At 38.4% G+C, this 16,314-nt stretch carries 14 protein-coding genes and 1 other annotated feature; of the genes, 13 read left to right on the top strand and 1 reads right to left on the bottom strand.

From position 1 onward, the window contains the following. Nucleotides 1-6: 6 nt before the first annotated feature. Nucleotides 7-192 carry a hypothetical protein gene (locus QM859_RS03070; RefSeq protein WP_414262085.1) on the bottom strand — a complete coding sequence of 62 codons (186 nt, stop codon included), beginning with the start codon at nt 190-192 and terminating at the stop codon, nt 7-9. Between the two features lie 122 nt (nt 193-314). Between QM859_RS03070 and QM859_RS03065 the strand changes: the two genes are divergently transcribed. From QM859_RS03065 to QM859_RS03005, 13 genes are all read left to right on the top strand, one after another. Continuing rightward, nucleotides 315-2,765, top strand: a complete 2,451-nt coding sequence (locus tag QM859_RS03065; protein WP_414262084.1) for a bifunctional DnaQ family exonuclease/ATP-dependent helicase — start codon at nt 315-317, stop codon at nt 2,763-2,765. Between the two features lie 33 nt (nt 2,766-2,798). Next, nucleotides 2,799-4,022, top strand: coding sequence for an FtsW/RodA/SpoVE family cell cycle protein (locus QM859_RS03060; RefSeq protein ID WP_070677565.1), 1,224 nt, complete (start codon nt 2,799-2,801; stop codon nt 4,020-4,022). A gap of 10 nt (nt 4,023-4,032) precedes the next feature. Continuing rightward, nucleotides 4,033-4,581, top strand: coding sequence for a DJ-1 family glyoxalase III (locus QM859_RS03055; protein WP_070677564.1), 549 nt, complete (start codon nt 4,033-4,035; stop codon nt 4,579-4,581). A 110-nt stretch (nt 4,582-4,691) separates the two neighbouring features. Next, complete coding sequence (locus QM859_RS03050) at nt 4,692-5,255, top strand: HAD family hydrolase (RefSeq protein ID WP_368909976.1); 564 nt, start codon at nt 4,692-4,694, stop codon at nt 5,253-5,255. Nucleotides 5,256-5,269: 14 nt separating this feature from the next. Continuing rightward, entirely contained in the window at nt 5,270-7,216 is a 1,947-nt protein-coding gene (gyrB, locus tag QM859_RS03045; protein WP_414262083.1) for a DNA topoisomerase (ATP-hydrolyzing) subunit B, read from the top strand. Between the two features lie 80 nt (nt 7,217-7,296). Next, nucleotides 7,297-9,024: a septation ring formation regulator EzrA gene (ezrA, locus tag QM859_RS03040; protein ID WP_414262082.1), complete on the top strand. Its 1,728-nt coding sequence runs from the start codon at nt 7,297-7,299 to the stop codon at nt 9,022-9,024. 115 nt (nt 9,025-9,139) lie between these two features. Next, the gene (gene pgdA, locus QM859_RS03035; RefSeq protein ID WP_414262081.1) at nt 9,140-10,534 is read left to right on the top strand and encodes a peptidoglycan-N-acetylglucosamine deacetylase PgdA; all 1,395 of its coding nucleotides are present in this window, start codon (nt 9,140-9,142) and stop codon (nt 10,532-10,534) included. Between the two features lie 87 nt (nt 10,535-10,621). Continuing rightward, nucleotides 10,622-10,752: a sequence feature (ribosomal protein L20 leader region), on the top strand. 15 nt (nt 10,753-10,767) lie between these two features. Then, nucleotides 10,768-11,298, top strand: a complete 531-nt coding sequence (gene infC / locus QM859_RS03030) for a translation initiation factor IF-3 (protein WP_004253871.1) — start codon at nt 10,768-10,770, stop codon at nt 11,296-11,298. Nucleotides 11,299-11,331: 33 nt separating this feature from the next. Further along, on the top strand, nt 11,332-11,532 hold the full coding sequence (rpmI, locus tag QM859_RS03025) for a 50S ribosomal protein L35 (RefSeq protein ID WP_001125942.1): 201 nt from the start codon (nt 11,332-11,334) through the stop codon (nt 11,530-11,532). Nucleotides 11,533-11,581: 49 nt separating this feature from the next. Further along, entirely contained in the window at nt 11,582-11,941 is a 360-nt protein-coding gene (rplT, locus tag QM859_RS03020; protein WP_000124830.1) for a 50S ribosomal protein L20, read from the top strand. A gap of 56 nt (nt 11,942-11,997) precedes the next feature. After that, the gene (gene gloA / locus QM859_RS03015) at nt 11,998-12,378 is read left to right on the top strand and encodes a lactoylglutathione lyase (RefSeq protein ID WP_004253875.1); all 381 of its coding nucleotides are present in this window, start codon (nt 11,998-12,000) and stop codon (nt 12,376-12,378) included. A gap of 209 nt (nt 12,379-12,587) precedes the next feature. Then, entirely contained in the window at nt 12,588-13,022 is a 435-nt protein-coding gene (locus tag QM859_RS03010; protein WP_414262080.1) for a hypothetical protein, read from the top strand. 157 nt (nt 13,023-13,179) lie between these two features. Further along, a complete protein-coding gene (locus QM859_RS03005; RefSeq protein ID WP_414262079.1) occupies nt 13,180-16,281 on the top strand; it encodes a DNA polymerase III subunit alpha in 3,102 nt (1,033 codons plus the stop codon). The last annotated feature ends 33 nt before the right edge of the window (nt 16,282-16,314 follow it).

Here is a 16,314-nt window from a genome sequence, read left to right as displayed (position 1 = left end):
TGATGATTAGAAGAAGCCTTTGACCTTATCTACAAGACCGTCAAGTCCTTCTGATCCTGAGACCAAAGCTTGTGCTTGGCTTAGGTACTCACCGAGTTGATCCTTGTTTTCTTCAACAAAAGTTTTTGCTGCAGAAAAATCTTTGTTCTCAATGAGTTCTTTTACTTGATTAAACAAATCTAATGGGTTCATGAGTTCCCTCCTTTTCTAAAATTCTATACAATCATTTTTTTTTCAAATCTTGTAAGAAACTTGACTCTTCAAATAAAGTTCAGGGATGTCAAATGGTGCAAATTTTGATATAATTTTTAGTGATGAATTTTAGAAATAATCGGTATGTGGTTGTAGATTTAGAAGCAACAAGTACCGGAAGCAAGGCAAAAATCATCCAAGTGGGAATTGTAGTCATTGAAGATGGTGAGATTGTTGAACAGTATGCTACTGATGTCAACCCTCATGAACGCTTGGATTCTCATATCAAAGAATTAACGGGTTTGACTGATAAACGTTTGGCAAAGGCTCCAGAGTTTTCTCAGGTGGCTGAAAAGATTTTTGAACTGGTCAAAGACGGTATTTTTGTTGCGCACAATGTTCAGTTTGATGCTAACTTATTGGCAGAATTCCTCTTTTTTGAGGGTTATGAATTGCGCACGCCTCGTATCGATACAGTTGAGTTGGCTCAAATATTTTACCCTCAGCTTGAGAAGTATAATCTTGGGATTCTCTGCCAAGAGTTGGGGATTCCTCTAGAGCAAGCCCATTCAGCCCTATCTGATGCCCAAGCAACAGCAGAGCTCTTTCTCTGTATGAGGCAAAAAATGTTTCAACTGCCCAAAGGTTTGTTGGAACGTTTATTGAGCCTATCAGATAGTCTATTATATGAGTCATATATAGTAATTGAGGAAGTTTATCAGAAACAGTCCCTTCATATGGAGCATGATCTAATAGAAGTTCAAGGCTTGTTTTTAAAAAAAGAAAAGTCACTTCTTTCTCCGCGAAAGCTATCCAAAGATTTTCAGACCAATATTGCTTTATTGGACTTAGAAGATAGACTCCCACAAGCTAACTTTGCTCAAAAAGTTCTTGATTTCCTACAAGATAAACAAATTGCCTTTGTTCAAGCTCAGACTGGAATTGGGAAAACTTACGGCTATTTGTTACCGGCTTTATCTCTGGAAAATGAAAAAGGGATTCTACTCAGTGTTCCTACTAAAATTCTCCAAAATCAGATTATACAAGAAGAAGCTAGAAAACTAGAAGAGGTCTTCCATCTTTCAATCCATAGTCTTAAAGGTCCACAGAATTATCTGAAACTCGATGCCCTTCATCTAGCTTTACAAGAGGAAGAAACAAATCGTCTTTATACACGCTTTAAAATGCAACTATTGGTTTGGTTAACAGAAACAGATACAGGTGACCTAGATGAAATTGGTCAGCTGTATCGTTATCAACAATTTTTGCCAAATCTAGTTCATGATGGTAAACTTTCCAAGGATTCCCTCTTTTGGCTAGAGGATTTTTGGAAACGAGGTCAGAAAAAGGCTCGTTCTTGCAAGTTGCTTGTGACCAATCATGCTTACCTCGTTACCCGACTTGAAGATGATCCTAGTCTCTTAGAAGGGCGTCTCTTGATTTTAGATGAAGCCCAGAAAATCTTGTTGACATTGGAAAATCTTTCTCGAAAATCTTATTTGTTAACGGATTTGCTAGATCAACTAGACCAAGCTTTATTGAGAGAAGAAGGTATGCTTCAAAGACGCTTGCTAGAAAGTATTCGTTTTGAAGTTTCTTACCTACTCGATCAGTTTCTATCTGGTAAACGTAGGATGTGTCCAGCTAGTAGCATTGACAAGCTCCACCAAGATTTTTCTGAGTTGAATTTACCAGAATTTAAAGACTATCAGAGATTTTTTACATCTGAGGGAGAATTTTGGTTATCGACTTCAGATGTGTCTAGTAAGAAGGTTGAAATCACTTCTAGTCGCAATCATCGTTTGCTCTTTTCTCAGATTTTCCCAGAAACCTGTCAACTTTTAGGAATCTCTGCAACCCTTGAAATTAGTAGTAGGGTTTCTTTACCAGAATTGTTAGGTTTTCCTCAAGCGGCCTTTTACTGCATGGACGAACAGTTTCAGGAAAATCAGGAAATCTTGTTGGTGAAGGATTTTCCGTTGGTGACAGAAATTTCATCCGAGGAATATGCACAAGCAATTGTAGAAGTTCTAGAAGAATTATTCCAGCTTGAAGAACCTATTCTAGTCTTATTTACTGCAAAAGATTTATTGTTGCAAGTTTCAGATGTTTTGAGGGTTCCCTATCTAGCCCAGTACAAGCACGGAGAACCTGCCCAGTTAAAAAAACGCTTTGAAAGAGGCGAGCGGGAGCTCTTGCTTGGGGCGGGAAGTTTTTGGGAAGGTGTCGATTTTTCAAGACATCCGCGGGTTATTGAAGTGGTGACTCGTCTACCTTTCCAAAATCCAGAAGATCCCTTTACTAAAAAGATGAATCAAGAACTTCGTTTGGAAGGAAAAAATCCTTTTTACGATTATCAGCTTCCTATGGCCATTATTCGTCTTAAGCAAGCGATTGGACGAACCATGCGCCGAGTTGGTCAACGCTCCGCAGTTTTGATTTTAGATAGCCGTATGTCAAGTAAACGATATGGCAAACAAATCAGCAAGGCTCTGTCTCGTACCAGTCGAGTAAGGAATATTAGCCGAGAGCAAGTATTCTCAAAAGTTCAAGAATTTTTAAATAAACAATGAAATGAATACCTGAAAGAATGAAGGAGGCCTTTTATGAAACGTTCTCTCGACTCTAGGGTCGATTATAGTTTAATATTACCAGTATTTTGTTTGTTGGTGATTGGAGTTGTAGCTATTTATATAGCAGTTAGTCATGACTACCCAAACAATGTTTGGTCCATACTTGGACAACAACTGGCTTGGATATCGCTAGGGATTGTTTTTAGCTTCATAGTCATGTTTTTTAACACAAAATTTCTCTGGCAGTCCACGCCTTATTTATATGGACTCGGTCTAGCCTTGATGGTCTTGCCTTTAGTCTTCTACAAGCCGAGTTTAGTAGCTGCAACTGGTGCGAAAAACTGGGTGTCAATCGGTGGTTATACACTTTTTCAACCCTCCGAATTCATGAAGATATCCTATATTTTGATGCTGGCATACGTTATCGTAACCTTTACCAAGAAACATAAAGACAAAGAACGAACGATTGGTTTAGATTTTTTATTAATTTTGTGGATGATTGTTTTCACGATGCCAGTTATGGTTTTGCTAGCCTTGCAAAGTGACCTTGGTACAGCTATGGTTTTTGTCGCAATCTTTGCAGGACTTGTCTTATTGTCTGGTGTTTCTTGGAAGATTATTATTCCAATTTTTGTAGCAGTTGTATCGGCGATTGCAGGATTCCTAGCAATCTTTATCACAAAAGACGGGCGTGCCTTTATGCATCAGATTGGGATGCCAACTTATCAGATAAATCGTATCCTAGCTTGGCTCAATCCCTTTGATTATGCCCAAACGACTACCTATCAACAGGCGCAGGGTCAAATTGCGATTGGTAGCGGTGGAATTTTTGGTCAAGGCTTTAATGTGTCTAATCTCCTTATTCCAGTCCGCGAGAGTGATATGATTTTCACAGTAATTGCGGAAGATTTTGGATTTATTGGTTCAGTTGTAGTGGTTGCACTCTATCTACTGCTCATCTATCGCATGTTAAAGATTACCCTAAAATCCAATAATCAATTTTATACCTACATCTCAACTGGATTTATCATGATGCTCTTGTTCCATATCTTTGAAAATATTGGTGCGGTTACTGGTCTTCTTCCTCTGACAGGGATTCCTTTGCCCTTTATTTCCCAAGGGGGATCAGCTATTATCAGTAATCTAATTGGTGTCGGTTTGCTGTTATCGATGAGCTACCAAACCCATTTGGCTGATGAAAAGAGTGGTCGAACAAGATTCAAACGTAAAAAAGTTGTATTGAAAAAAGTGAAATAAGGAGGTCGCTATGCCTAAAGTTGCAGTTATCCTAGCAAATGGTTTTGAAGAAATTGAAGCCTTGACGGTCGTAGACGTCATGCGCCGCGCAAATATCACCTGCCATATGGTAGGATTTGAAGATAAAGTGACAGGTTCACATGCCATTCAAGTTCAGGCTGATCGAGTGTTTGATGGTGATTTATCAGAGTATGACATGATTGTCCTTCCAGGAGGTATGCCTGGCGCTGCCCACTTGCGGGACAATGAACAATTAATCACTGAACTTCAAAAATTTGAGAAAATCGGTAAAAAGGTGGCAGCCATCTGTGCTGCTCCAATTGCTTTGAATCGAGCTGGTCTCCTAGAAGGAAGAAACTTCACCTGCTATGATAGAGTCCAAGAACAAATTGCTGGCGGTCACTACCACAAAGAAACAGTCGTAGTGGATGGAAATATCATTACGAGCCGTGGACCAGCAACAGCTTTAGTCTTTGCTTACTACTTGGTTGAAACACTGGGCGGAGATGCTGAGTCTCTAAGAAATGGCATGCTCTACACAGACCTATTTGAAAAATAATGAACAAACGGAGGAGAATCTTTCTTGATGGAGAAGATTCTTCTCTTTTTTAATGGCAAAAACCAAGGTAAACATCGCTTTTTTTTATAAAAAATGGTATAATGAAGGGTATGAAATATCACGATTACATCTGGGATTTAGGTGGAACCCTGCTTGATAATTATGAAACTTCTACAGCAGCTTTTGTAGAAACATTAGCAGAGTTCGGGATTGAGCAGGAACACGATAGTGTTTACGAGGCTTTGAAGGTTTCGACTGCCTTTGCCATCGAAAAGTATGCTCCAGGTATTGAAAACTTTCTTGAAAAATATAAGGAAAATGAAGCCCGAGAGCTTGAACATCCAGTTTTGTTTGATGGGATTCCTACTCTTTTAGAAAATATTTCGGACCAAGGTGGCCGTAACTTCTTGGTTTCTCATCGAAACGATCAAGTATTGGAGATTTTAGCAAAAACTGAGATAGCTCTTTACTTTACAGAAGTAGTGACGGCTAGTTCAGGTTTTAAACGCAAGCCTGATCCTGAATCGATGATTTATTTACGTGATAAGTATCATATAAGGTCAGGTCTAGTCATTGGTGACCGTGCCATTGATGTAGAAGCAGGACATGCTGCAGGCTTAGATGCCTATCTCTTTGAGGATGTTGTGTCCTTAAAACAAGCAATAGACATGTAAGAAAAAGGGGAAAAATGACAGAAGATATTAAAAACCAACAGGCACAAGATTATGATGCCAGTCAAATTCAAGTTTTGGAAGGTCTGGAAGCTGTTCGTATGCGTCCAGGGATGTATATTGGTTCAACTGCCAAAGAAGGTCTTCACCACCTAGTCTGGGAAATCGTAGATAACTCTATCGACGAAGCTTTGGCGGGATTCGCTAGTCATATCGAGGTCTTTATTGAACCGGATGATTCAATTACAGTTGTCGATGATGGTCGTGGAATTCCTGTTGATATCCAAGAGAAAACAGGACGTCCTGCCGTTGAAACAGTCTTTACTGTTCTTCACGCCGGAGGTAAATTCGGCGGTGGCGGATACAAGGTATCTGGTGGACTCCATGGTGTAGGTTCATCAGTTGTAAATGCTCTTTCTACTCAGTTGGATGTTCGCGTTCATAAAAACGGAAAGATTCACTACCAAGAATACCGTCGTGGACATGTTGTTGCAGACCTTGAGGTGATCGGGGATACGGATAAAACAGGAACAATCGTTCACTTTACTCCAGACCCAGAAATTTTTACTGAGACAACTACATTTGATTTTGATAAATTAAATAAACGGATTCAAGAGCTAGCCTTTTTGAACCGCGGGCTTCAAATTTCTATTACTGACAAACGTGAAGGACTTGAACAAACTAAGCATTATCACTACGAAGGTGGGATTGCGAGCTACGTTGAGTACATCAACGAAAACAAGGATGTTATCTTTGATACACCAATCTACACAGACGGTGAGATGGATGATATTACAGTGGAAGTCGCGATGCAGTACACAACGGGTTACCACGAGAATGTCATGAGTTTCGCCAACAATATTCATACCCATGAAGGTGGAACCCATGAACAAGGTTTCAGAACTGCCTTGACTCGTGTTATTAACGACTATGCCCGCAAGAACAAACTCCTCAAGGATAATGAGGACAATCTTACAGGTGAGGATGTCCGTGAAGGCTTGACAGCCGTTATTTCTGTCAAGCATCCAAATCCTCAGTTTGAAGGTCAAACCAAGACCAAACTTGGGAATAGTGAAGTTGTAAAAATCACGAATCGTCTTTTCAGTGAGGCATTTTCAGATTTCTTGATGGAAAATCCGCAGATTGCTAAACGAATTGTAGAAAAGGGAATCTTGGCAGCTAAGGCTCGTGTTGCTGCCAAGCGTGCGCGTGAAGTTACACGTAAGAAATCTGGTTTAGAAATTTCAAATCTTCCAGGAAAATTAGCGGACTGTTCATCAAACAATCCAGCTGAAACTGAACTTTTCATCGTCGAAGGAGACTCTGCAGGAGGTTCTGCTAAATCTGGGCGTGACCGTGAGTTCCAAGCCATCTTACCAATTCGTGGTAAAATCCTTAACGTTGAAAAAGCGAGCATGGATAAGATTTTAGCTAATGAGGAGATTCGCAGTCTTTTCACAGCTATGGGAACAGGATTTGGGGCTGAGTTTGATGTTAGCAAAGCTCGCTATCAAAAACTGGTTATCATGACAGATGCCGATGTCGATGGAGCACATATTCGTACTCTCTTGTTAACTCTGATTTATCGTTATATGAAACCCGTTCTAGAGGCTGGTTATGTTTATATCGCTCAACCACCAATTTACGGTGTCAAAGTTGGTAGTGAAATTAAAGAATATATTCAACCTGGCGCAGACCAAGAAATCCGCCTACAAGAAGCCCTGGCTCGTTACAGCGAAGGTCGTTCTAAACCAACCATTCAACGTTATAAAGGTCTTGGAGAGATGGATGACCACCAACTTTGGGAAACTACGATGAATCCTGAACATCGTCTCATGGCTCGTGTATCAGTAGATGACGCTGCAGAAGCAGATAAGATTTTTGATATGCTCATGGGTGATCGAGTAGAACCACGTCGAGAATTTATCGAAGAAAACGCTGTTTACAGTACTCTTGACGTATAAAAATATTGGGAAATAGTTCCCAAGGTTTGAAAAATATGATATAATCATTACAATTGTGTCATGTATAAAAGGAGTTTGATATGTCAAATAATCAGTTGATTATTACTTTGATTGGAATTGCAGTCCTGCTTCTTATTGCTTTTGCAGTAGCAATTTTGCTACGTAAACGAAATGAGAGTAGACTTGCAGCTTTAGAAGAAAGAAAAGAAGAACTATATAACCTTCCTGTTAATGATGAGGTAGAGGTTGTAAAAAACATGCATCTGATCGGTCAAAGTCAGATTGCTTTTAGAGAATGGAACCAAAAATGGGTAGATTTGTCTCTTAACTCTTTTGCAGATATTGAGAATAACCTCTTTGAAGCTGAAGGATACAATAACTCATTCCGTTTCTTGAAAGCTAAGCACCAGATTGATCAAATTGAAAGTCAAATCCAACTTGTTGAAGAAGATATTGCAGCAATTCGTAATGCCTTGTCTGAGTTGGAAAAACAAGAGTCAAAAAATAGTGGACGTGTTCTGCATGCCCTAGATTTATTTGAGAAACTACAAAATACTGTAGCTGAAGATCCTGAAAAATATGGTCAAGCTCTTCCAGAAATTGAAAAACAATTGGAGAACATCCAATCTGAGTTTTCTCAATTTGTAACCTTGAATTCATCAGGAGATCCGGTTGAAGCAGCAGGCATTTTAGATAACGCTGAAAATCATATTTTAGCTTTGACACATATCGTTGAAAGAATTCCAGCGATTGTCACTAAGCTTACTACTGAATTGCCAGAACAACTTGAAGATTTAGAAGCTGGTTACCGCAAGCTTTTAGATGAAAACTACCATTTTGTAGAAACTGATATCGAATCTCGTCTTCAACTTCTCTATGAAGCCTTGAAGAAAAATCACGAAAATATCCGTACATTGGAGTTGGATAATGCAGAGTATGAAAATACTCAAATCCAAGAAGAAATCAATACACTTTATGATATTTTCACTCGTGAAATTGCAGCCCATAAAGCTTTTGAGAAATTGGTAACTACCCTTCCTACCTATCTTAAACACTTGAAAGAAAACAATCAGGTACTAGTTAAAGATATCGAACGTCTTGGAAAAACCTATTTAATTTCAGAAAGCGATGTGAATCGAGTTCGTCGTCTTCAAGCTGATATCTCAGCCTTGAATGCTACTATTGAAGAAATGAATAATGCAGAGTCAGAAGTTTCAGAAGCATATTCTGTCTTACAAGAACGTTTGGAAAATCTCCAATCTACATTAAAAGATATCGAAGATGACCAAATCGGTGTTAGTGAGCGTCTCGTTCAAATTGAAAAAGATGACATCAATGCTCGTCAAAAAGCAAATGTATATGTCAACCGTCTGCATACGATTAAACGCTACATGGAGAAGAGAAATCTTCCAGGAATTCCACAAAAATTCTTGAAGCTCTTCTTTGATGCAAGCCACAGTACAGAAGACTTGATGGCTGAGCTGGAACAAGCGCAAGTGAATATCGAATCTGTTAATCGCATCCTTGAGATTGCGACAAATGATATGAATATGTTGGAAGAAGAAACATACAGTATCGTTCAAAATGCAACCTTGACAGAACAATTGCTTCAATATTCGAACCGTTACAGATCATTTGATGATCGTATTCAACAAGCTTTCCAAGAAGCTTTGAATATCTTTGAAACAACATTTGATTACCAAGCATCTTTCGAAAAAATCTCTCAAGCATTAGAAGTTGCTGAGCCTGGTGTTACCAATCGCTTCGTTACTTCTTATGAAAAAACAAGAGAAAGTATTCGTTTCTAATTTATAAAAGAATCCTAGATTTTTCTAGGGTTCTTTTACTTTTCTTTACTTATTTTAAATCTTTCCCTGCCATGTTTTCATTGAAATTATAGTTCATATTTGATATGATAAGACTATGACAAAAAAGAGATTACCCCAGAATAAAGTAAAGAAGAAAAATAATAAAAAGCTTGGCACTCTTGTCTTGCTTTTGTTTCTAACAATGTTAGCACTCGGTATTGTGATCACCTATAAAGTGTTGAACAAGCAAGCCTTTGAACAGAAGATTGAGAGTCTCAAGAAGGAAAAAGATGACGCCTACTCCCAAGGAAGTCAAAAAGAGCATTTTCGCAAGGAAAAATCTGAAATTATCACCTATTATCCAATGGTTGGAGATAGTGTTATCTCCTCTGTTAAGAATGAGATTATAAAGGACATCACTGACAAGGTAGAGGGAAAAGATCAATTGATTTTTTATTACTCAGAAAAAGGGGATTCCTCTTTAACTGGGGTTGAAAATCGTTTGATTAAAAAACAGGCCTATGACTTGGCAAATTCTAATGTCGTTGAATTGGAAAATACTACTTTAGACCAGCTGTATCTGAAAGAGGATGGCTCTATCTTTACCTTGGATCAATTCTTTACAGACCCATCCACAGCCAAAGAAAAAATCCTTGAGGGAGTTAAGTCAACTCTACAAGATAAAAAAGTAGATCAATCAGTTGTTGACCAAGTTTCAGCTGATTTCTCAGCTGCAGAATTGTCAAGCTGGAAGTTTGCTTACAAAGATAGTCAATTGGTTCTATATCCAGTCAAAGCAATGACTAATGTAGAAGAAATAGCAATGCCTATTTCAGATTTCTTTGATTATATTCAAACATCCTATCTAACAGAAAAAGATGCTGAACTTTATAAAAAAGTTCAAGCGGATAAACATAAAAAAGTGGTAGCTCTTACCTTTGATGATGGTCCTGATGGTAATACAACACCACAAGCCTTGGATATCTTAGCTAAGTACAAAATCAAAGCTACCTTCTTTGTCCAAGGGAAAAATATTGCAGGCAATGAGTCAATTCTTAAACGTATGCAGTCTGAAGGCCATGAAGTTGGAAACCATAGTTGGAATCATCCAATTTTAACAAAACTGCCATTAGAAGATGCTAAGAAACAAATTACAGATACAGAAGATGCTATTAAAAGTGTGCTTGGGAAGAGCACAAAATTGATGCGTCCACCATATGGTGCTATTTCGGATGATATTCGTAATAGTCTCGATTTGAGCTTTATCATGTGGGATGTTGATAGTTTGGACTGGAAGAGTAAAAACGAAGCTGCTATTTTTACAGAAATTCAACGTCAAACGACAGATGGTTCTATTATATTGATGCATGATATTCACCAGACGTCAGTAAATTCACTACCAAGGGTTATCGAGTATTTGCAGGGTCAAGGCTATAGCTTTGTGACTGTATCAGAACTACTCAATACAGGTTTGAAATCACATGGTATTTATTATTCTCGTACCCAATAATTGGATTTAAATTCAATTATTAGAAAAAACTAAAAAAGATTATTTTTATCTTGACAAGTAGGGAAAAACTTGATATCATATACAGGATGAGAAAAGCAGAAGTGAGAACTTCTCGCCTTGCGACTAACGTTGTCTGGCCCCTACAGATCAAGTTTCAGAAATGAACTATAATCATGTAGAGCGGATTTGCGTTAGCAAGTCCGCTCTTGTTTTTCTCTAAAATAAAAAAAGAGGTGAAAACCATAGCAAAGCAAGACTTATTCATCAATGATGAAATTCGTGTACGTGAAGTTCGCTTAATCGGTCTTGAGGGCGAACAATTGGGTATCAAACCACTTGGTGAAGCGCAAGCACTTGCGGACGACGCTAATGTGGACTTGGTTCTCATTCAACCTCAAGCTAAACCTCCTGTTGCGAAAATTATGGACTACGGTAAGTTCAAATTTGAGTACCAGAAGAAACAAAAAGAACAACGCAAAAAACAAAGCGTTGTGACCGTGAAAGAAGTTCGATTGAGCCCAGTTATTGATAAGGGTGATTTCGATACGAAACTTCGCAGTGCTCGCAAGTTCCTTGAAAAAGGGAACAAAGTGAAGGTTTCCATTCGCTTTAAGGGACGTATGATTACCCATAAAGAGATTGGAGCAAAAGTTTTAGCCGATTTCGCTGAAGCAACTCAAGATATTGCTATCATCGAACAACGTGCTAAAATGGATGGTCGTCAAATGTTCATGCAGTTGGCCCCAGCAACTGACAAGAAATAATCTGTCAGAAAGTTAAAAAAAGGAGAAAATATCATGCCAAAACAAAAAACACACCGCGCATCAGCTAAACGTTTCAAACGTACAGGTTCTGGTGGACTTAAACGTTTCCGTGCTTACACTTCTCACCGTTTCCACGGAAAAACTAAGAAACAACGTCGTCATCTTCGTAAAGCATCTATGGTGCATTCAGGAGATTTCAAACGTATCAAAGCAATGCTTACTCGCTTGAAATAATCGCGTATTTGTAAGTTAACAATTCTAGGAAATATTGGAGGAAATATAAATGGCACGTGTTAAAGGTGGCGTTGTATCACGCAAACGTCGTAAACGTATTTTAAAATTAGCAAAAGGTTACTATGGAGCTAAACATATCTTGTTCCGTACTGCAAAAGAACAAGTAATGAACTCTTACTACTATGCATACCGTGACCGTCGTCAAAAGAAACGTGACTTCCGCAAATTGTGGATTACACGTATCAATGCGGCAGCTCGTTTGAACGGACTTTCATACTCACAATTGATGCATGGTTTGAAATTGGCTGAGATCGAAGTTAACCGTAAAATGCTTGCTGACTTGGCTGTTAACGATGCAGCAGCTTTCACAGCTCTTGCAGATGCAGCTAAAGCAAAACTTGGTAAATAATTATTCACAAGACTGGTGCAAATTTGTCCCAGTCTTTTTTAAACAAAGGAGAAAAAATGGCTTCAAAAATGTTACACACTTGCTTGCGAGTAGAAAATCTTGAAAAATCAATTGCTTTTTATCAAGATGCTTTTGGATTTAAGGAATTGCGTCGTCTGGACTTCCCAGAACACGCTTTTACCATTGTTTATCTAGGTCTTGATGGCGATGATTATGAATTAGAGTTGACTTACAACTACGATCATGGGCCTTATGTTGTAGGTGACGGTTTTGCGCACATCGCTCTAAGCACACCTGACCTTGAGGCTCTTCATAAAGAACATAGCGACAAGGGTTACGAAGTGACAAATCCAAATGGACTTCCAGGAACACAACCAAACTATTACTTTGTTAAAGATCCAGATGGATACAAGGTAGAAGTGATTCGTGAAAAATAATAAAAACTCCTCATTTGTCAAATTGAGCGAGACAATTTTACCTGACTCAGAAAAACTTGATACGGAGTAGTGTAGGTCATTTATGTTAGTTTCTTTCAGACAAATGTGAGCGTTTATCTGAGACTAACATAGATGGCTTTTTCTATCTAGCTTAATGTGACAAATTGGGATATAATAAAAATAACTTAACAAATTAGTGGGAGAAAAAAATGTCAGACCAAAATCCAAATGTAGAGCTAAACAAAGAAGAAGATAAACTAATTGTAGAAAATAATTCGGTAGAAGATATGAAGAATGGTCCAAAAGCAGTTAAGAAACCTTCGGCTCTTCTATCTTTCTCATTTTATTTGGCACTTACCTATATTCTTCTATTTATAACTCTTGCTTTATTTACTGCTCCATGGGGAATTGTATTCTTGATTTTTCTAGGTCCTAATTTAATTACTTACGTTATAGCAACTTTTTTAACTAGGATAGGAATCAAGAAAGTAAATAGAAATTTCTTGTATGCGAGTGCAGGATTTTATTTGCTTTCCGGACTTTTAGCATTCGACCCGGATTGGCAGATGTTTAGGGTTTTTCCTTATCTCTCACTAGTTCTAGTTCTAATCGGGATATTTTTAACGAAAGATACAAGTAACTAAGTTAAAAAAGCCAGGCGCAACTCTTCTTCGAACTTATTTCATATCATAAAACCATAGCCTTTAAGGCTGTGGTTTTTTAGTTTCATGATTAGAAAGAAATTGTGTTTCTATTTTCTAAAATGGTATAATAGAAAAAGAAAAAGGGAGGTGAGAAAGAATGATTGCCCAACTGGATACGAAAACTGTCTATAGTTTCATGGAGAGTATGGTTTCAATCAAGAGATATGTCAGCCTTGGGAAAGAATATGGCTATTCATCACTTGGAATCATGGATGAAGACAATCTCTATGGAGCCTATTATTTCATCAAAGAATGCCAAAAACAAGGAATACAGCCTTTATTAGGTCTTGAGATGACTGTTCATCATAAAGATGAATGGATCAATCTACGTTTTCTAGCCCTGTCAAACCGAGGTTATCAAAACCTGATGAAGCTGTCGTCTCTAAAGATGACAGGTAAAAGAGAATGGGCTGATTTCTCTTCCTACCTTGAAGATATTTGCATCATTGTTCCCTACTTTCAGGAAATAGTAAATTTGGATTTGGGACATGACTACTATATCGGAGTTTATCCAGATACAGCTCAGTCGAATTTTTCTCACCCCATTCTCCCTCTTTATCGTGTTAACTCTTTCGAGTCTGAGGATTTAGAAGTTCTACAGATGCTTAAATCGATTAAAGAGAACGTGACTTTGAGAGAGGTTGATGTTCAATCTCAACAGGGCTTATTTTTACCGGCTGACCGTCTTGAACAGATTTTTCTAGAGAAGTTCCCAATTGCACTGGATAACCTTGCAAGATTGATTAAGGAAACTTCCTACGAGATTGATAGTAGTCTCAAGCTTCCACGTTTTAATCCAGAGAGACCTGCTGTTGAAGAACTTCGGGGAAGAGCGATTCAGGGATTGGAACAGAAAGGATTATGGAATCAGATTTATCAGGCTCGTTTAGAAGAAGAGTTATCAGTGATTCATGATATGGGATTCGATGATTATTTCTTGGTTGTCTGGGACCTCTTACGTTTCGGTCGTTCTCAAGGATATTATATGGGGATGGGCCGTGGGTCTGCAGTTGGAAGTCTAGTGGCCTATGCCTTAGATATCACTGGAATTGATCCTGTAGCTAAAAATCTTATCTTTGAGCGTTTCTTGAATCGTGAACGTTACACCATGCCAGATATTGATATTGATATTCCAGATATCTATCGCCCTGAGTTTATTCGTTATGTTCGTGACCGTTATGGTAGTATCCATGCTGCTCAGATTGTTACTTATTCAACCTTTGGAGCCAAGCAAGCCATCCGAGATATTTTTAAACGGTATGGTGTCCCTGAATATGAATTGACGGCCATTACGAAAAAAATTGGGTCTAAAGATACTCTAACGACAGCCTATGAAGGAAATCTAGGTTTTAGACAACTCATTCAGAGTAAGATTGAGTACCAAAAGGCCTTCTCTATTGCTAAAAAGATAGAAGGTTATCCACGACAGACTTCTATCCATGCAGCTGGTGTCGTTATCAGTGATAAAAATCTAACAGATTATATCCCTCTCAAGTATGGCGAGGATATGCTGATTACCCAATATGATGCGCATGGAGTTGAAGGAAATGGCTTGCTCAAGATGGATTTCTTGGGCCTACGAAACTTAACCTTCGCTCAAAAAATGCAGGAGCTCTTATATGAAACTCAAGGTATTTCACTAAGAATTGAGGATATTGATCTTGAAGATAAGGCAACCTTAGCCCTCTTTGCTGCAGGTAAGACCAAGGGAATCTTTCAGTTTGAACAACCTGGAGCCATACGCTTATTGAAACGTGTGAAACCACAAAATTTTGAAGAAGTAGTGGCGACGACTTCCTTGAACCGACCAGGTGCGAGCGACTATATAGATAACTTTGTTGCCAGAAAACATGGTAAAGAAAAGGTTACGGTTCTGGACCCTGTGCTAGAAGATATCTTAGCTCCGACTTATGGTATTATGCTCTACCAAGAGCAGGTGATGCAAGCAGCTCAGCGTTACGCTGGTTTTAGCCTCGGGAAAGCCGATATGTTACGTCGTGCTATGGGGAAAAAGAATGCGGCTGAGATGCACCGAATGGAGGAGAGTTTTATCCAAGGGGCCCTCGAAAAAGGGCATGGACAAAAACAGGCCCAAGAAGTTTTTGCCGTAATGGAAAAATTTGCCGGTTATGGTTTTAACCGTTCGCACGCTTATGCATATGCTGCCTTAGCTTTTCAGCTTGCCTACTTTAAAACACATTTTCCAGCAATCTTCTATCAGGTCATGCTCAATTATGCCAGCGGGGATTATATTCTAGATGCACTTGAAATGGGCTTTGAATTAGCTCCGCTTTCTATCAATACGGTTCCATATCAAGATAAACTAGCAGATAAGACAATTCATCTAGGACTTAAGAGTATTAAGGGAATGCCCCGTGATTTTGCCTACTGGATTATCGAGCATCGTCCATTTAGCAGTGTTGAAGATTTTATCACACGATTACCCAAAAATTATCAAAAGGAGAGTTTATTAATTCCTCTGGTAGAAGTTGGATTGTTTGATAACTTTGAGAAAAATCGTCGAAAAATCTTAACCAACCTACCAACTCTATTTATCTTTGTAGAAGAGTTAGGTAGCCTCTTTGCAGATTCTAGCTATAGTTGGACAGATACAGAGGACTTTTCAAATATTGAGAAATTCCAAAAAGAGCAGAAATGGTTAGGAGTTGGAATTAGCCAACACCCATTGCTGGTTTTAGCGAAGAATCCTTTGTATCCGATCGTGAGTTTATCTGAGCTTTCCGAGGGACAGACAGCTACAGTGCTCGTTGAGATTCAATCTATCCGAGTGATTCGAACTAAAAAAGGTGAAAACATGGCCTTTTTGAAAGTTACTGATAGTAAAACAAGTCTGGAGGTCACTGTTTTTTCTGAACAGTACCGCCAATTTAAAAATCTTTTGAACGAAGGAAGTTTCTATTACCTAAATGGGAAAGTTCAGGCTAGGGACGGACGACTTCAATTAGTTTTAAATAATTTAAAAGAGGCAGTGAGTGAGCGTTTTTGGATTCAAGTTCCCAATCATGACCACGATTCTGAAATTTATCATATTTTAGATCAGTACAAGGGACAAATTCCTGTTGTCGTTCGTTATGAAAATGAACAAAAAAATATTCTTTTGCCTGGTTATTTAGTTGCAAAAGACGCTGGCTTACAAGAATCTTTAAAACAGATTGTCATGAAAACGATTTATCGTTAAAAATCAATGAAAATAAAAGAATTTTAAATTTAA

Origin of the sequence: Streptococcus infantis (genome assembly GCF_047463175.1) — a bacterium.
GTDB classification, from domain to species: Bacteria; Bacillota; Bacilli; order Lactobacillales; family Streptococcaceae; genus Streptococcus; species Streptococcus infantis_AC.
This window is presented reverse-complemented; position numbering and strand designations above follow the sequence as displayed.